Source organism: Citrobacter sp. MNAZ 1397 (assembly GCF_023613995.1).
Lineage (GTDB): Bacteria > Pseudomonadota > Gammaproteobacteria > Enterobacterales > Enterobacteriaceae > Phytobacter > Phytobacter ursingii.
The window spans coordinates 1,504,718-1,520,787 of record NZ_JAKIVH010000001.1 but is presented as its reverse complement, the minus strand read 5'-3'; the positions used below and the strand labels follow the sequence as shown (position 1 = coordinate 1,520,787).

The following is a 16,070-nucleotide window of genomic DNA, read 5'->3' as shown; positions in this document are numbered from 1 at the left end:
TCGCCAAAGCAAGCAACAGATGAATTTATGGCAAAAACGACGTTATCCTGTGCTGTTTTTTTACATCAGCCTGATGTTAAGTTTAATCTTATGATTTATAAATAACTTAAATTAAATCTATAAAGAAAAATAGATTGCGAATGATTAAGCAGACTGAAGAATAAACGGGGATATTGCCTGCGATCAATATTGTCATGAATGCCCCGTCCTACATTTAAAGCTTATTCTCTCCTTACTGAGAAGCCTAAATGAAATTCACCCCGTGGATGTTGATCGTGCTGACAGTAACCAGTGTGCTGAGTATCGAAGGCAGTCTGGCTAAAACTCAGGTATTGAGTGACGCACAGGTTAAACAAAAGGTGATTGAGGAATCGATTGCAGCGTATCCGGGACCTTGTGCCTGTCCGTTCAATCAGGCCAGAAACGGCAGTAGCTGCGGTAAGCGTAGCGCCTGGAGCAAACCGGGCGGCTATGATCCCATCTGTTATGCCAGTGAAGTGACACCGCAGATGATCAAAGCGTGGCGTGAAGAACATAAACAGTAGAGGGCTGTGCAACAGCGTCCATTTTGTGACCGACCACGTAAACACGCCATCCCGATGTTCAGCACGTTTTAATGCCGTTTACTCTCGCGGCTATATAGTGGCGCCAGTGAGATCATCAGGACGTTACAATGTTCGAATTTGCATGCGATAAATGCGGAAAAACCGTGATTATCGAAGATTTGGCAGCTATCGCCAAAGACAAGGCGAGGGGGGTAACATTCTGCCCTCATTGCCATGCCAGCATTGCGGACGAAAAGATTGTTGCTCATGCAAAAATCAGAGCGAGTGAAATGATCCATACCGCACTTGATTCCTTAAAGGCACGACAGACTGCCGCAAGCGCTGGATCGACGACCATCGCCAGAGAACTTCAAACGCATTCTTAATAAAAATTATTGCTACATAACCTGTTGAAGCAATCATGTGGGTGAGGCATTACCCGTTCGCAAAACCTGTGCATATCAATTTCCTCCTTGCAGCAAATCGCACGATAAGTGAAAAAACTTGATAAATATCAATAAAAGCTGCATATTGCGCCCGTTTTGTTATCACAGGGTTAGTGTGGCTATGTCGCTTTATCAAAAAATGCTGGTTTTTTACGCAATCATGGCGCTACTTTGCGCAGTTATTACCTGGTTTTTATCCAGCGATCGTAAACGGATTCGTTTTCTGAGTGCTTTTCTGGTGGGTTCGACGTGGCCGATGAGCTTTCCGGTAGCGTTACTGGTGTCGCTATTTTGATCTTTTGTTAAAGGGTGACGCAAGGCGTGACCGGTGAGACAAAATAAAACGTAAAAAATGTGCAACATAGTCTGCGTATGTTTTCCATGGAAAGGAGGCGGACGATGGATATGTTCACTAAAATGTTGATGTTTTATGCCGTCATGGCGCTACTGACCGGTGTAGTGACCTGGTTTTTATCCAAAGAGACTCGCCGTATCAAAACGCTCAGCGCATGCTTAGTCGGGGCAACATGGCCAATCAGTTTCCCGGTTGCCCTGGTATTCTCATTTATCTAATGTACTGAGCGTGGAGAAGCAATAAGGCCCGACGCACCGTTTACGGTGGCCGGGTCTTTTTTATGGCAGCAGCGTTTTGAGTTTCTTACGTGCGGCGGGAGAAACATCATGCGGGTGGCTATAGCCCATATTTTCCACTGAGCGGGTATACAGGGCGACAAGCCAGTCGTAAACATAGCGTGTTGCAGCGTGAACAGGTTGCTCACCTAAGCGCGTTAAGCGTTCCGTCGAGCCAGAATTTGTCGAGGCGAACACGGTACTGCCTTTTTGTACGCGGCTGGCAGGGCGCTGGGCTTCCGGGACATCGGCATAGCCTAACCAGGCGACAAAATTACCTATGGCGGCATAGAGCTGCGCCGCAGACGCGGTATCGCGCTGCATAATCTTCTGCAACTGCTCCGGCATATTCAGTCGGTAGCTGCTGATAATGATGATTTCCGCCATCTGACGCACCGTGGCAGATGAGAGGCCCAAACGGGCGGCGTTATCATCATTACGGCTCCACTGACGTAAGTGATTGATCCACATAGCATGCGCCTGTTGACCAGCATCGCGGGCGACCTGGGCCTGCTCGCTGCTCTCAGCCGCCTCACCAAAGAGATCGATGGCTTCATTAAACAAACCGCTGACTTGCTCTTCGCGCGGTTGCTGCACCTTCCACAGAGAATCAAATTGCTGCATGTCCGGCAAAAGACCTTCCAGCAATTCGCCATGACGCGCCGCATGGGTTTGCAGTTCACGCACCACCGCTTCTGCACGGGTACGCTGAGCGGCGTTCTCTTTAGCCGGTGCGATAAGCCAGGCCTGCATCAGATCGCGCAACGCCAGTTGATGACGTTCGCGTAGGGATTTAAAGCGATGCTGACGCAGCGCCGGGGCGGTCGCCTGGGCCAGCCACTCAAGAACCCGTTGTAAACTGCTGGCATCCAGCGCCTGCAACGTGCCCCAGTGCTGGCCAGGTTTTCCGACCAGTTGTTGCACCATTTCGTCGAGATTCTGGCCGCTGGTAAAACGGGCATCGTGCGGGGTGATGGTCCAGACCAGGCCAGGCAGCGCTGTCTCATGACCGGACTGCGTCTCCTTCACCCAGTTGAGTAGCGCTTTGGCCGTTGCCGTCGTGGTTGAGCGATGCGCTGTGGCATTGCAAATCAGTAAGACATCCGGCTGTAATTGCTGACGATAGCTCTCAAGCAACCAACGGCATTTACTGTTCCATAGCGGATGCCCCTCCTGCGGCGCCGGGGTGGGGATATCCAGAATATCCACACCCTTGAGCGCACTGTTCTCAACCGGGAGCACCAGTTCTTTGGTTAACAGCGCCAGCGTCGAGACAGGGATGCTGACCGCATTTTGTAATTGCTCTTCTGACCATGGATGCACCACCACCTCACCGGCAAAGGCTTCACTGTCCTGTTCTGGCGGGGTGAGAAAACCTTCTGTCGGCAGGGCGAAGTTATCGACTAACAGACTCAATGGCGCAGCCAGTTCCCCGGCGTTACCGGTCTGGTGCAGCGTATGCGCCAGCGACAGCCACTGCTGCGTTAACTCCTGCTGCTCCCCCCACAAAAGCGCCCAGGCGCTGGCGCGAGCGCTCAAGTCCAGCGATGGCAGAAGACAGGCGAACTGATACCACAACGCGTCATCCATATGCTGTTGTGATGACGGTACGACCGAACGCCAGAAACGGGCAATGGCCCCCACATCTTCCGCGCTAATGCCTGGTACCGGGTTTGGCTGACGCAGTGCACGCCATTTTGCCAGACGGCTTTCAATGACCGTTTTGTCGACGACACGCAACTCCGGCATGGCCTGCGCGTGCGCAATAAAGACCTGCACCAGTTCCGCTTCGCTGATCAGGCGTAAACGCAGGGGAAAATTGTCGTCGACATGCGGGTTCTCACGGCTAAAGCGCAGTGCCATGCTGGTCAACATATGGCCGGGGTTGAGATGGCTGAAATAGTCCAGCGTCTTCTCGCCCAGCAAGACATGCAGGCGGCCGTTGCCACTGTCGCACAGGGCGGCAAGTAAATGGGCTTTGGCGGCCTGCGAGTGGCCAAACAGCCCAACGGTGCAGGGCATTTTCGCGGCGTTTTCCAGCGCGGTTTCCTGTGCCGTTAGCGCCGTTAAGCGCGCCAGTAGCGCGTCCGCGTCATCATCCAGCAACGGCGAAATCTGACGGTTGTCATTTATCCATGCACCGATCGCCTGGGTCGTGGTCATGCTTGCACTCATTTCAGATACACACTCCCGCTGTCGATCCAGTAATGGCTACCGCTGTGGCGGCGATCGGCCAGCGTATTCAATTTGAAGGTTAACGCATCGGCCGGAACCGGCGTACCATCCTGCAGCCAGGCTTCGCTCAGAATAAACGATTCCGGACCGTGGTGTTTGTTACCGCCGCTAAACTGCAACCGCACATTCAACACCCCGTCGCCAGCGATGGTCTTCGCCAGTTCAGAAGAGTTGATGCTCAGGGTATAAAGCGGAGTGGCAGGCCAGCGGGCATTCGCCAGTTGACGAAAGCCGAGCGTGACATTGCCGCGCAGCGGGAAATGCAGACGGGCATCCAGTTTGGCGCCTGGTTTATCCAGATCAATATCGTGATACCAGATGTTCTCGTCACGCAGGGTGTTGACGACGTTATCCAGCACGCCGAGATAGCGCACGGTTGAGTACGCGCCGATGTCTGCCGCTTTAAAGTTGAAACGCGGCAGACGCAGATCCAGCGCCAGGCTACACAGCATGGCCCCTACCGCAGCGGTAGATTTCGGGTTGCCGATTTTGCCTTGCTGGCTGAACGGATACCATTCGTGTACGCGATATTTATCAAGCCAGACCATGCGGTTAACCGGTACCGGCTGTAAATGGCGAATCAACGCCTGCACTCCCGGTAGACAACCCGGGCGTCCGGTAATCAGTAACACATCACAGCAGTAATGGCTGATAGCCTCGCACACCGCATGCAGCGGTGAGGCCAGGGTAAATTGCCCGGCGAGCATGGCCTCCTGCAATTCACGGAAATTGACCTGCACCGGAACATTCAGCACATCAAACTCCGGCGAGCCGGCAGGCAGCGCGTGGTCGATGGCCTGCTTTAGGTAATTCATCACGTTGCGCGTTGGCAACTGGGTCAACAGTTCGCCGAAAGTGGCATGCAGTCCGGCAAGCGGGTCGTTGATGTCACTCTCTTCCCACGCCGCCAGAATGGCATGGCCAATGGGCATAAACAGTTGCAGGGTGGTTTGTTGGCGCAAAACGGCCTGTGTATCAATACGCCCGGAATCGCCAAACAGGGTTGCCAGCAACGACGCAGCATCCGTAATACCGGCTTTTTGCAACTGGGTTTGCATCGCAGGCAGTACGCAGCGCTGAATGACGTCAAGCAGCACATCATCACCGGCGACTTTAAACCCTTCACGGAACAGCAACTGCGGGGTGATCTTAACGTTACTGCCGGTACCATCATCAAGCTGATAATGGGTAATCGCCATATCGGTTGTGCCACCGCCGATATCTACCGAGGCGACGCGCAGCGAGCGTCCCGGACGCGCGCCCGGGGCTTCGACCCGATCGGGGCGGGCCATGGAAGCAAAAAACGTTTCGGTTTGCCCGGCATAGCGGGAAATGGCCTCGTTATACAGCCAGACGAGTTGTCCGCAACTGGCTTCGTCCCACTCCATCTGGATATGGGGAACCGGTACCACGCTTTTTTCCTGCTGTTTACGATTAGCAAAGTCATCATCTTGCGGATGCCAGCCCATGGCTTTCCAGACCAGCGCAATGGCTTCGAACATCCGGCGGCGGAAAATTTCGCGCTCCTGCTTCGGCATCGCCGACGGCAGGGTCAGAATGATCGTGCGCAACTGTCGCGGCGAGGCGGGAAAACCCAGACGTAAACGAGTGGCGACACTATTAATTTGCCCGAGCGCCTGTGCCAGTAGCTCGCACAGCATATGCGTCATCAATGTGCTGCGACTGTATTGTGGCGAAAAGACGGGCAGACGCTCATCAACTGGCAGGGAATAGAGCGGCTGGCCTTCATCATTCATGAGGTTCATCAGCGGAAACGCGGTCGCCAGGGGTTCGCGCTGCGTTTTGCTGTTCATCTGGCTAAAACGCCAGTCCTGCAATACCGGGGTTTCATCCCAGAGGTAACGGCGCGGGCTGGAAATGCCGCTGTTGCCTTCGGTACCCAGCCGCTGCATCGCCAGTTTGCGCGCTTCGTCGCCAACGCGCACGATAGAAGGCCAGATAAAGGCGTCTTCGCGGCCGCTTTCTACCGAGAAATGCTGTTTGCCAAAGCGCGCTTCAGAAAACTCAAGACGGCTGGTGAACAGGGGTTCATTGAGAAACTGGGGTTCGCTTAAAGAGCGCACCTGAAGCTCGGCGGTTTGACGCAGGCCATCGTTGGCATCGCCATGATCTTCAATGATTACGCCACATGTGTGGGTGTTGCCAACATCGAGAATTAAATCCACCGGGATAGCCGGGGTGCTCAGCGTATGGGTGACAATTTTTACCTCAGGCACCAGAATCTGCGTTCCCAGAAGGGTCAGCAAATTCAGCCAGTGCGCCTGATATTCAAAGCTACGCAAAGCCTGGTTGATTTCACGTTCACTGCGCTGCTCTTCCTGATTGATGGACTGCAGAAACGCTTCCCGTAGCCAGCCATCTACCCAGGTCTGATCGAGAAAATCCGCCACTTCGTCATCGCGCCAGGCCAGTGCGAAGCGTGTCCCGTTAAGGATATCGTTCTCTTGCGGTGCCAGTGCTGACGGGGAATTACCGTTGATCTGGCTGTCGAGGGCCAGCGTAACGCGATGGGTATTCCCGGCGCCATCGGGTTCACTCAGTTTACGAATCTGTACCCGCGCCCAGTTTTCTGGCCCTTCGACAAAGGTGCGCGGCGGGTTAAAGCGTAAGAAAGGGACAGGCAGCCATACGCCGTCGAGCACCGCCAGCGACGCGTGAAGCGACTGGGTGCTTTCCGGTTTGACCACCTCGGGCAGGCCGCCATTTTGCGCCGGAAGGGTATAGCGCTCATTGACCAGATCGTAATCCAGACGTAACAACGGACCATTCGCCGTTTTGCGAACAAAGCGACCGCTTTGCGCTGACTCCTGCGGCGTCAGGCCAAAATCAAGAAACTGGACGCCACTGTTGGCGATAAGCGTGACGCTCTGTTTGTAATCACAAAGATTAACCAGCATAAAATCAGGCACCTGTTTTTCTGAAGGTCACCGCAACGGGCGTACTATTTGCTTCAAAGCGCGCACTGCATTCCGCAATATCATTTGTCCCGGCTTTGCAGGAAATCTCCGGCATTGGGTAGCGGGAACCGTCGGTGCAACGTGCCGTGCTGCGACTCTTAATCATTAAAACCCCGGTTTCGTGCAGGCCGGAGTACAGGTCGGCGCGACAGCTCAAATTATTGCCCTGAATCACACGCGCCGTGCCTTTATTGTTCTGAATCTGGAACCGCATGGTCAGATCCTTGCCGGTAGACTGGTCTTTCACGTCCATAACGACACGCCAGTTACCGTTCAGGAAACGGGTTGAGCCGGTTTTGACTTCCAGCGCGTCCATGACCAGCGCGTCTTTCGGGATAGCGGTAATCACCAACGGCTTTTTCTCATGTACCACAGGCTCAGGCGTTTCCACTTTTGGCGCAATCACCTCGGCCTGGTGGAGCGGGAGTTGTGCATTTAGCGCTGGGATATGACGTGCGACGGCAACCGGCGTAGGTTCCGGGCTGGCAACCACGGGCGCCGACTGCCCGATTTTCGGCTGTGTTGCAGGCGCATCATGCTGCTGATTTAACAATAATGGCGCGGCAACCGCTACCGCCACGGCAGCGGCAACCGGCAAGGCCCACAGGCCGTAACGGCGGCGTTTTACCGGTACCGGGGCTGGCGTCGGTTCTGGTTCAGGTTCAGGGACGGGCTCGGGTTCCGCCACCGGCGAGGCCATCTGCATTATCGGTTCGTCTTTCGCAACCATTTTACTGACGCCCGGCATCGGGGCGAGCAGCGGCTCGTCGGCGTGGCTGATCGTGACCGTGGCAACGGGTTCTTCGGCAGGTTCCGGTTCCGGTTCGATAACGGCAAGCGGCTCCGGAATATCTTCTTTACGCAGGCATTCCAGCACATCTTCTCTGGCACTTTCATTGAGATTAACAAAGCCCCAGAAGGTAATTACCGGCTTACCGTCGACAAGGAAAACGTGGTTTTCACCAGGAAATTGCAACGCTTTTTCCAGCAGTGAACCAAACAGTTGCTGTGCAGTTTTAGGCGACTGCATACATTTGCGGCTGAGAGTTGCGGCACTGTCCAGGGTGCTTTCGAGGTAGCGTAAGGCACGAAAACGCGCATCCTCGTCAGCGGCTTTCCATGCCTGGGCGCGGCCTTCAACAGGGGAATACCAGTCAACGCGGTCGCCTTCATCATTCACCTGCGGTATGGCAAGGCAGTCAACCAGCGCCTGCTGCTTACGCAGACGCAGGGTTTCACGAATTTGTAATGCCGAATCAAAAACGGCCTGACCGCCGCCGCCCACGGCTTGAAAATCATCAAGATCGCCGCTGCGCAAGAGTGTTTTTGCCACGTTTTCATCCCATAGACTTTTTCACGCGTCTACTGTACGCAATGTCATCACAAACAAACGGCAGAAGAGAGCGCAAAACCATTGAATTCTCGACGCATTGAGACCGTCTGATAAACCTTGACGGCAAGAAGTTCGTTTAAGTTAAATGATAACGTTAATTTTGCTGGAAAATTCAGCAAAAACAACTGGATTAGAATAACCTGATAGTGATTCGTTATTTGCCAGTTCACTTCTGCTGTGCTGAGATTAATACTCCAGATAATAAATAAGGCCCGAATCTATGTTCGCAAGGAAATCCCTGCTCGCGCTGACGCTGAGCACATTATTACCTGCAGGTGCCGCGTGGGCGGCAAACTATGACACCCTTGTCTATTGCTCCGAAGCCTCGCCGGAATCCTTCAACCCGCAAATCGCCAGTTCTGGCCCCTCGTTTGTTGCCAGTTCGCAGGTGCTGTACAACCGTCTGGTGAACTTCGATCCGGTGAAAAATACCCCGATTCCTTCGTTGGCAACCGCGTGGACAATCTCTCCGGACGGAAAAACCTACACCTTTACGCTGCGTCAGGGTGTCAAATTTAACAGCAATAAATACTTTCAACCGACCCGCGATTTTAATGCCGATGACGTTATTTTCTCGGTCATGCGTCAGAAAGACCCTAAACATCCTTATCATAATGTTTCGAAAGGAAATTACGAATATTTCAACGATGTTGGGCTGGATAAACTGATTCAGGATGTCAAAAAGGTTGATGACTATCACGTTCAGTTTGTCCTGAGTGAACCTAACGCCGCGTTTCTGGCTGACTGGGGAATGGATTTCGCCTCAATCCTCTCGGCGGAATATGCCGACGCCATGCTGAAAAAAGGGACGCCGGAGAATGTCGACAACTGGCCGATCGGTACGGGTCCGTATGTCTTACAACAATACAAAACCGACGCGCAAATCCGTTATCTCGCGAACCCCAACTATTGGGACGGCGCGGTGCCGACAAAACACCTGATTTTTGCCATCACCCCGGATGTCCAGACCCGTCTGGCGAAACTGCAAACCAACGAGTGCCAGATTATCCCGGCGCCAGCGCCGGTTCAGTTTGAGCAGATTAAGGGCAACAAAGATCTGACCCTGCACACCATTGATGCGCTGAATGTCGGCTATCTGGCGTTTAACACCGGGAAAAAACCGTTTGATAACGTACTGGTGCGTCAGGCATTGAACTACGCCACCGACAAAAAAGCGATTGTCGATGCGGTCTTCCTGGGGTCGGGTACCGTGGCAAAATCGCCGCTGCCGCCAAATATGCTGGGCTACAAAAAAGATCTGCAAGACTACGGCTACGATCCGGAAAAAGCCAAAGCGTTGCTGAAACAGGCCGGGCTGGAGAAGGGGTTTGAAACGACTCTCTGGTCAATGCCGGTACAGCGTCCGTATAACCCGAACTCACGTCGCATTGCGGAGATGATCCAGAGCGACTGGGCGAAAGTAGGCGTGAAAGCGAAAATTGTCTCTTATGAGTGGGGCGAATACCTGGCGGGGATGCGTCGCGGCGAGCATGATACCGCGCTGTTTGGCTGGATGTCGGATAACGGCGACCCGGACAATTTTGCCGATACCCTGTTAGGCTGTGGCAGCGTGAAAAGCGGTTCGAATGCCGCACGCTGGTGCGATAAAGCGTATGATGGCCCGGTACAGCAGGCAAAACTGACCAGCGATCCGGCAAAACGCGCCGAGCTTTACGGCCAGGCGCAAGAGGTCTTCTATCAACAGGCGCCCTGGATTGCGCTGGCAAACGGGAAAACCTTCTATGCTACACGCAGTAATGTCACGGGTTACAGTGTCAGCTTGATGGGCAGCGATTTTTCAAAAGCAAAACTGAATTAACAGGGGGAGGCATGTCACATCTGGATGAAGTAATTGCCCGCGTTGATGCAACGATTGCAGAAAGTGTGATTGCAAATATGAACGCGCTGCTGGTTGCACTGAGCGATGATGGCGCGCTGAGCCGGGAAGAGCGTTATACCCAGCAACAGCGCCTTCGTCATGCGATCGCGCAACATGGTCGTCAACATAAAGAAGATCTGGAAGCGCGACGCGAACAGCTCACCAAAGGTGGCAGTATCCTGTAAATCAGAACTGGCGTCTGGCAACCAGCCAGGCGCCAATCACTAACAGTACCGCACCGCATACCGGGCCAATCAGGGCCTTGAGGGCAACGCCCTGGCTTCTGACCACATCCATCACCAGTCCCCCAATCAATTGACTGGCCACTAGTACAGCTATGGTGGTGGCGGCACCCACGTACTGATAGCCGCTGATGCTGGCAAAAACAAAAAACGAACCGAGCAGGCCGGGGATCAGCGTCCACCAGTGAACCGTTGCCAACAGTTCGCTAAAGCCTGCCAGCCCGTGTTTCACCAACAAGATACTGACAAACAGAACGATCCCCACCAGCGAGTTCAGCAACATCGCGATCAAAATAGTGGAAGACGACTGGGTGATACGCACCATCAGCGTGTTTTGCACCACCAGGCCAATGCCAGCGGCAACCAGAAAGCAGAGAGTGAGGGACTGGTTCATCAGATGGCATCCGGGTCCTGACGCTTATCCAACTGCAACTGCATAAACGTCAGATCCAGCCAGCGACCAAATTTGGTGCCTACCTGCGGCATCTGCGCGGTGATGGTAAAACCCAATTTCTCATGCAGATGGAGAGAAGCATGGTTTTGGGATTCAATACCCGCGACCATCACATGTTTGCCAATGCGTTTGGCTTCGCTAATCAGTTGCGCCATCAGCGCCTGGCCGATTTTCTTACCCTGATGATCCGGATGAACATAGACAGAATGTTCGACGGTGTGGCGAAAACCATCAAATGCGCGCCAGTCGCCAAACGATGCATAACCAGTGACAACGTCACTTTCTTCACTCACCAGCACGGGATAGCCCTGTAACAGACGTGCTTCAAACCAGGCAATGCGGTTATCCACATCAACCGTCTTGTCATTCCAGATGGCGGCGGTGTGTAATACCGCGTGATTGTAGATATCTGCAATAGCTGCACAATCGTCTTTGCTGGCGTAACGAATAATCATGGTTGAACCTCTGTGGTTGTTCACTATAGTATTACGATATGAATACTATTACAGACAACATAAATCAACGGATCAGTGCGCGAATTCGCGTCGAGCGGGAATCTCGAGGCTGGTCGCTCAGCGAACTGGCTGAACGCGCCGGCGTATCCCGCGCTATGATCCATAAGATTGAACGCGGGGAAAGTAGCCCTACGGCGACACTGCTTGCCCGCTTGTCCGGGGCTTTTGGCATTAGCATGTCTACCCTGATTGCGCGTGCCGAGATGCAGGAAGGTAAACTGTTGCGCTTTGCCGACCAGCCTGTCTGGAGCGACCCACAGACGCATTATCTGCGCCGTCATATCTCACCACGCAGCGATCTCCCCATCGACCTGGTACAAATCGATTTACCCGCCGGCAGCAACATCCCGATGCCAGCGTCCTCTTATGCGCTTGCCCGACAATTAATCTGGTTACAAGAAGGGGAACTGGTATTTATGGAAGGCGATACGCGCCATGAAATGAAAGCGGGGGATTGCCTGGAACTCGGACCGCCGAACGACTGCCGCTTTATTAATGAAACCGACGCCTCTTGCCGCTATCTGGTGGTTCGCCTCAATCCGGGCAGCGCATAATGGATGTGCATCTCCTGTTTTCCACGACTAGTATCAATAGAACATTTCATGGGAACAGGAGAGCTACATGAAACAACAACATGATCGCAACCGCCGTTGGGTCCTGGCCTCAAGGCCAAAGGGAGCGCCGACAGTCGATAATTTTCGACTTGAAGAAGACACTATTGCCACCCCAGGCGAAGGCCAGGTTTTGCTCCGCACCGTCTACCTTTCACTTGATCCCTATATGCGCGGCAGGATGAACGATGCGCCTTCCTACAGTCCTCCCGTGCCGATTGATGGCGTCATGTGCGGCGCGACCGTCAGCCGCGTCGTACGCTCACAACATAACGATTTCCACGAAGGTGATTGGGTGCTGGGCTATAGCGGCTGGCAGGATTACGAAATTTCGGGTGGTGAAGGGCTCATCAAACTGGGCGAAAATCCCCAACATCCGTCGTGGTCGCTCGGTGTACTTGGCATGCCAGGTTTTACTGCTTATATGGGATTGCTGGATATCGGGCAGCCGAAAGCGGGAGAGACACTTGTCGTGGCTGCGGCTACGGGGCCGGTTGGGGCGACGGTCGGTCAGATAGGCAAGCTCAAAGGTTGTCGGGTTGTCGGTGTCGCCGGGGGCAGTGAAAAATGTCGCCATGCGGTCGATACCCTGGGTTTTGATGCCTGTATTGATCATCATGCCAGCGATTTTGCCGAACAACTGACTAAAGCGTGTCCGCAAGGCATCGATATTTATTTTGAAAATGTCGGCGGTAAGGTATTTGATGCGGTGTTGCCATTATTGAATACCGCCGCTCGAATTCCGTTGTGTGGGCTAATTAGCGGTTATAATGCGACCGCTTTGCCGGATGGTCCGGATCGCGTACCGTTATTAATGGGGACGCTTCTGAAAAAAAGAATTCGCTTGCAAGGGTTTATTATTAGCCAGGATTATGGTCACCGCATAAATGAATTTCAGCGTGACATGTCGCAGTGGGTTAAAGAGGGAAAAATCCATTATCGCGAGCAAATCACTGACGAACTTGAAAGCGCCCCAGAGACCTTTATCGGCTTACTTGCCGGGAAAAACTTTGGTAAAGTTGTGATTCGCGTAGGCGCGGATGACTAAAAATGGTGGTGACGGTGAAAACCGTCATCATAATACGTGCAAAATTTTTAAAAACGTCTTTAATTATACAAGCATAAGGAATCGACGACCTTATCGGTAACGGTTCCTGGTAGTTGTGCATAAATAATAACATTTTGTTCTAATTTTACGCGTTCATCCAATACCAGGCATGATTATACATAATATATTCTCAGGAATTATGTTCACCGACACGCTACCAGGCTGAAAATAAATAAGAATTTGGACGGGACACAATCACATGCTTGATTTGGAAAAAGCGCAGCGGACCAGCCTTACCCTGCAGGTAGAAGCCAGTCTGAAGAGTGCGCTTATTATTGGTGCGCTTAAACCTGGCGCCCGACTCATCACGAAAGAAATTGCCGATCAATTAGGAACCAGTATTACGCCTGTAAGGGAAGCATTACTTCGGCTTGTTTCCGCAGGTGCACTTCACGCGACTCCTGCACAAGCATTCCTTGTTCCGGATGTGGGTAAGGTACGATTCATAGAAATTAGTGATATCCGCAAAAAGCTGGAAGGTATGGCTGTTCGCGCAGCCTGTAAAAATATGACCGCAGGCAAAGTTCACGAATTGCGTATTCTTGCTGAGGCTTTTACTGAAGCTGCAAAAACCGGAAATACGGAATTGACATTGCAGTCGAATCGCGTATTTCGTTTTGCTGTTTATCATTATGCGGAAATGCCAACGCTCGCCGCAATTATTGAACAATTATGGGTTCGTATCGGCCCATGCTTTAATTATCTTTATCCTTCATCACCGGAGTTATCGCTTGGATATGATTATGGCGATTTATTATCCGCCTTCGAAAACGGAGACGAAAACGGTTGCGAAAAAGCCATATACCGAACCATCGATGAAGGCGCTGGCATACTGCTCAAACAGTTCAATAACTGAATGGTTCAATAGCTGAATGATAGTTTAGTATTGAAATCATTCAGTGCAATTTGATGATTTTAGAATGCTCCTCACCAAAAATTTGGCAAAGGGGAGCATCATCATCACGTTTTTCATCTTCAACGGTGTTTCCCCCTTAACTCCCTGTACTGCCTGCCGATAACCGATGAGTGCCAAGTTGAGCGCTAACATTGATGTGACGCAAGGAGTTTGGGATGTCTTTTAGCCAGGGGTTGAAAAATATTACTATCAGTAAAAAGCTGTCAGTCGGGTTTGGCATTGTCCTTTTTCTGGTTGCCATCGCTACCGTTTTGAGCGTTTTGCGGTTTAAAGAGATCCGCGATGTCTATGCAAAAACCAATCTGATTTATAGCGTTAACATTGAGGTCTTCCAGGCCAAAATTAATCGTCTGAAGTATCTCTACGGTGATGACAAAGCCGGTCCGATCATGTCCGACTACGTAAAACATGCGTCGCAGCTCACCGCCAGTGCGAGTGAGTTGTCATGGAATGATGAAGAGAGTGCGCTTTTACATACGCTGGCAGGCCATCTGGCGAACTTCGAGGCCGGGTCTGCTGAAATGCAGCAGGCGACGAATGCCATGAAATCAGTGCGTGATGCCATGGACAAGATGGGTTCAGACGAACAGCGCGCGCGCTTTACAGCACTTATCTCCACGCCGGTATCAGATAACGCATTAACCGCCCAAATTTTTGATCAACTCATTGCCATTGGTGGGGTGCGCGATGCAGCGTTAATGGTGCGTTTTAGCCCGACGAAAGAGACGCGCGATATTCTCGACGACCGCTTCAACAAAGCACAGGCTGCGGTACAAACGCTAACTGGCCAGCTTCCGGCGGAGTTGGTTTCGCCGTTGCAGGCACTCTGGGGCGAAACCACCCGTTATCGCGACCTGAGCATCAACTACTTTACGGCGGTTCAGGCGATCAAAACGGCTGAGGACAAAGTCAAAATTGCGGGTGATGACAGCAGCGCCGACATCAAGAAATTGATTGCGAGCGTTAAAACCTATAACGACGCGCTGGCCGATAACTCCAGCACCACGGCGTCCATCATTGGTATTATCGCGATTCTGATTGGCGTTATTGTCTCCTGGTGGATTATTCGCCAGATCACCCGTCCCGTTGTCCATAACCTGGCGCTGGCTGAGCGTATCGCCAGTGGCGATCTTAGCTCGCAGATCACCGCGCAAAGCGACGATGAACTGGGCAAACTCACCGCCGCGATGGGTCGTATGAACAGCCGTCTTCGCGAGATGATTTTTGATGTTCGTAACAGTGTGGCGCAGGTTTCGCGTGCGGCAACGGAGATTGCCGAAGGCAACACCGATCTCTCTTCCCGTACAGAGCAACAGGCCGCTGCTGTCGTGCAAACGGCAGCAAGTATGGAAGAGTTAACGGCGACGGTGAAAAACAACGCGGATAATGCACGTAACGCCAGCAGGCTTGCGGCACAGGCATCAAATACGGCCAGCGAAGGTGGCAATGTGATGCGTGATGTGGTGAAAACGATGAATGATATCCACAACAGCTCAAACAAAATTGCAGACATTACCGCGGTCATTAACAGTATTGCCTTCCAGACCAATATCCTGGCGCTTAACGCAGCGGTAGAGGCAGCTCGCGCAGGAGAGCAGGGTCGCGGTTTCGCGGTCGTTGCCAGCGAAGTGCGTAGTTTGTCTCAACGCAGCTCTCAGGCGGCGAAAGATATCGAGCAACTGATTACTGAGTCGGTGTCGCGTATTAATACCGGAAGTGAACTGGTGGCAAAAGCCGGGGAAACGATGGGGCAGGTCGTGCAGTCGGTCACCCGTGTTAATGACATTATGGGTGAAATTTCGTCTGCATCTGAGGAGCAAAGCCGCGGGATCGAGCAAATTGCACGTGCAGTGGGTGAACTGGACAGTACGACCCAGCAAAATGCGGCGCTGGTGAGCGAGTCGTCAACCGCAGCGGGTTCTCTTGAAGAACAGGCACTGCATCTTGAACAACTGGTCGCGACATTCCGTCTTGAGTCTGGCGTGGCGCCAGTGAAATCATCTGCGCCTGCCAGACCGCAGCCTCCGGTCTCTGCGCCGCGTCAACCTGCTGAGGTGACCAGCGACGACGGCTGGACCACGTTCTGATACGACAGAGGCCCTCTTTGCAAAAAGAGGG

Annotated in this window: 15 protein-coding genes; 10 read left to right on the top strand and 5 right to left on the bottom strand. The window is 52.8% G+C overall.

The genetic code is table 11. The features are described 5' to 3' along the window. The first annotated feature begins 248 nt into the window (after positions 1–248). The 4 genes from L2097_RS06995 to L2097_RS06980 all read left to right on the top strand — a co-directional run bounded on the left by L2097_RS06995 (position 249) and on the right by L2097_RS06980 (position 1,564). Positions 249–545, top strand: coding sequence for a hypothetical protein (locus L2097_RS06995; RefSeq protein ID WP_502799293.1), 297 nt, complete (start codon positions 249–251; stop codon positions 543–545). A gap of 128 nt (positions 546–673) precedes the next feature. Next, positions 674–931 (top strand): zinc ribbon domain-containing protein, encoded by a 258-nt coding sequence (locus L2097_RS06990; RefSeq protein WP_047370391.1) that lies wholly within the window; start codon positions 674–676, stop codon positions 929–931. Positions 932–1,112: 181 nt separating this feature from the next. After that, entirely contained in the window at positions 1,113–1,286 is a 174-nt protein-coding gene (locus tag L2097_RS06985) for a GhoT/OrtT family toxin (RefSeq protein ID WP_071845873.1), read from the top strand. A gap of 104 nt (positions 1,287–1,390) precedes the next feature. Further along, positions 1,391–1,564: a GhoT/OrtT family toxin gene (locus L2097_RS06980; RefSeq protein ID WP_071845872.1), complete on the top strand. Its 174-nt coding sequence runs from the start codon at positions 1,391–1,393 to the stop codon at positions 1,562–1,564. Between the two features lie 60 nt (positions 1,565–1,624). On the opposite strand, the gene L2097_RS06975 is transcribed toward L2097_RS06980, so the two are convergent. The 3 genes from L2097_RS06975 to L2097_RS06965 are packed head-to-tail and all read right to left on the bottom strand — an operon-like array spanning position 1,625 to position 8,167. Further along, positions 1,625–3,796 carry a virulence factor SrfC family protein gene (locus L2097_RS06975; protein WP_250352462.1) on the bottom strand — a complete coding sequence of 724 codons (2,172 nt, stop codon included), beginning with the start codon at positions 3,794–3,796 and terminating at the stop codon, positions 1,625–1,627. Next, entirely contained in the window at positions 3,793–6,774 is a 2,982-nt protein-coding gene (locus L2097_RS06970; RefSeq protein ID WP_250352461.1) for a virulence factor SrfB, read from the bottom strand. Before L2097_RS06970 ends, L2097_RS06975 begins: the two co-directional genes overlap by 4 nt. Before the next feature lie 4 nt (positions 6,775–6,778). After that, the gene (locus L2097_RS06965) at positions 6,779–8,167 is read right to left on the bottom strand and encodes an SrfA family protein (RefSeq protein ID WP_250352460.1); all 1,389 of its coding nucleotides are present in this window, start codon (positions 8,165–8,167) and stop codon (positions 6,779–6,781) included. A gap of 280 nt (positions 8,168–8,447) precedes the next feature. On the opposite strand from L2097_RS06965, the gene L2097_RS06960 reads away from it, so the two are divergent. Both L2097_RS06960 and L2097_RS06955 read left to right on the top strand, forming a co-directional pair. Next, entirely contained in the window at positions 8,448–10,046 is a 1,599-nt protein-coding gene (locus L2097_RS06960; RefSeq protein WP_250352459.1) for an ABC transporter substrate-binding protein, read from the top strand. An 11-nt stretch (positions 10,047–10,057) separates the two neighbouring features. Further along, entirely contained in the window at positions 10,058–10,291 is a 234-nt protein-coding gene (locus L2097_RS06955; RefSeq protein WP_047370386.1) for a YdcY family protein, read from the top strand. Position 10,292: 1 nt separating this feature from the next. On the opposite strand, the gene L2097_RS06950 is transcribed toward L2097_RS06955, so the two are convergent. Then, on the bottom strand, positions 10,293–10,742 hold the full coding sequence (locus L2097_RS06950) for a DMT family transporter (RefSeq protein WP_250352458.1): 450 nt from the start codon (positions 10,740–10,742) through the stop codon (positions 10,293–10,295). Next, positions 10,742–11,257: a GNAT family N-acetyltransferase gene (locus L2097_RS06945; RefSeq protein ID WP_250352457.1), complete on the bottom strand. Its 516-nt coding sequence runs from the start codon at positions 11,255–11,257 to the stop codon at positions 10,742–10,744. Before L2097_RS06945 ends, L2097_RS06950 begins: the two co-directional genes overlap by 1 nt. Before the next feature lie 38 nt (positions 11,258–11,295). Here L2097_RS06945 and L2097_RS06940 point away from each other — a divergent pair, with 38 nt between their 5' ends. The 4 genes from L2097_RS06940 to L2097_RS06925 all read left to right on the top strand — a co-directional run bounded on the left by L2097_RS06940 (position 11,296) and on the right by L2097_RS06925 (position 16,039). Beyond that, positions 11,296–11,871: a helix-turn-helix domain-containing protein gene (locus L2097_RS06940; RefSeq protein ID WP_250352456.1), complete on the top strand. Its 576-nt coding sequence runs from the start codon at positions 11,296–11,298 to the stop codon at positions 11,869–11,871. Positions 11,872–11,938: 67 nt separating this feature from the next. Beyond that, positions 11,939–12,976 carry an NADPH-dependent curcumin/dihydrocurcumin reductase gene (gene curA, locus L2097_RS06935; RefSeq protein WP_250352455.1) on the top strand — a complete coding sequence of 346 codons (1,038 nt, stop codon included), beginning with the start codon at positions 11,939–11,941 and terminating at the stop codon, positions 12,974–12,976. A gap of 259 nt (positions 12,977–13,235) precedes the next feature. After that, positions 13,236–13,892 (top strand): GntR family transcriptional regulator, encoded by a 657-nt coding sequence (locus L2097_RS06930; protein ID WP_047370381.1) that lies wholly within the window; start codon positions 13,236–13,238, stop codon positions 13,890–13,892. Between the two features lie 215 nt (positions 13,893–14,107). Further along, positions 14,108–16,039 (top strand): methyl-accepting chemotaxis protein, encoded by a 1,932-nt coding sequence (locus L2097_RS06925; protein WP_250352454.1) that lies wholly within the window; start codon positions 14,108–14,110, stop codon positions 16,037–16,039. Positions 16,040–16,070: the final 31 nt, after the last annotated feature.

Excerpts from the sequence above, each read along its gene's own strand:
- L2097_RS06995 (WP_502799293.1), top strand. The coding sequence starts at position 249 with ATGAAATTCACCCCGTGGATGTTGATCGTGCTGACAGTAACCAGTGTG.
- L2097_RS06990 (WP_047370391.1), top strand. The coding sequence starts at position 674 with ATGTTCGAATTTGCATGCGATAAATGCGGAAAAACCGTGATTATCGAA.
- L2097_RS06985 (WP_071845873.1), top strand. The coding sequence starts at position 1,113 with ATGTCGCTTTATCAAAAAATGCTGGTTTTTTACGCAATCATGGCGCTA.
- L2097_RS06980 (WP_071845872.1), top strand. The coding sequence starts at position 1,391 with ATGGATATGTTCACTAAAATGTTGATGTTTTATGCCGTCATGGCGCTA.
- L2097_RS06975 (WP_250352462.1), bottom strand. The coding sequence starts at position 3,796 with ATGAGTGCAAGCATGACCACGACCCAGGCGATCGGTGCATGGATAAAT.
- L2097_RS06970 (WP_250352461.1), bottom strand. The coding sequence starts at position 6,774 with ATGCTGGTTAATCTTTGTGATTACAAACAGAGCGTCACGCTTATCGCC.
- L2097_RS06960 (WP_250352459.1), top strand. The coding sequence starts at position 8,448 with ATGTTCGCAAGGAAATCCCTGCTCGCGCTGACGCTGAGCACATTATTA.
- L2097_RS06955 (WP_047370386.1), top strand. The coding sequence starts at position 10,058 with ATGTCACATCTGGATGAAGTAATTGCCCGCGTTGATGCAACGATTGCA.
- L2097_RS06950 (WP_250352458.1), bottom strand. The coding sequence starts at position 10,742 with ATGAACCAGTCCCTCACTCTCTGCTTTCTGGTTGCCGCTGGCATTGGC.
- L2097_RS06945 (WP_250352457.1), bottom strand. The coding sequence starts at position 11,257 with ATGATTATTCGTTACGCCAGCAAAGACGATTGTGCAGCTATTGCAGAT.
- L2097_RS06940 (WP_250352456.1), top strand. The coding sequence starts at position 11,296 with ATGAATACTATTACAGACAACATAAATCAACGGATCAGTGCGCGAATT.
- curA (WP_250352455.1), top strand. The coding sequence starts at position 11,939 with ATGAAACAACAACATGATCGCAACCGCCGTTGGGTCCTGGCCTCAAGG.
- L2097_RS06930 (WP_047370381.1), top strand. The coding sequence starts at position 13,236 with ATGCTTGATTTGGAAAAAGCGCAGCGGACCAGCCTTACCCTGCAGGTA.
- L2097_RS06925 (WP_250352454.1), top strand. The coding sequence starts at position 14,108 with ATGTCTTTTAGCCAGGGGTTGAAAAATATTACTATCAGTAAAAAGCTG.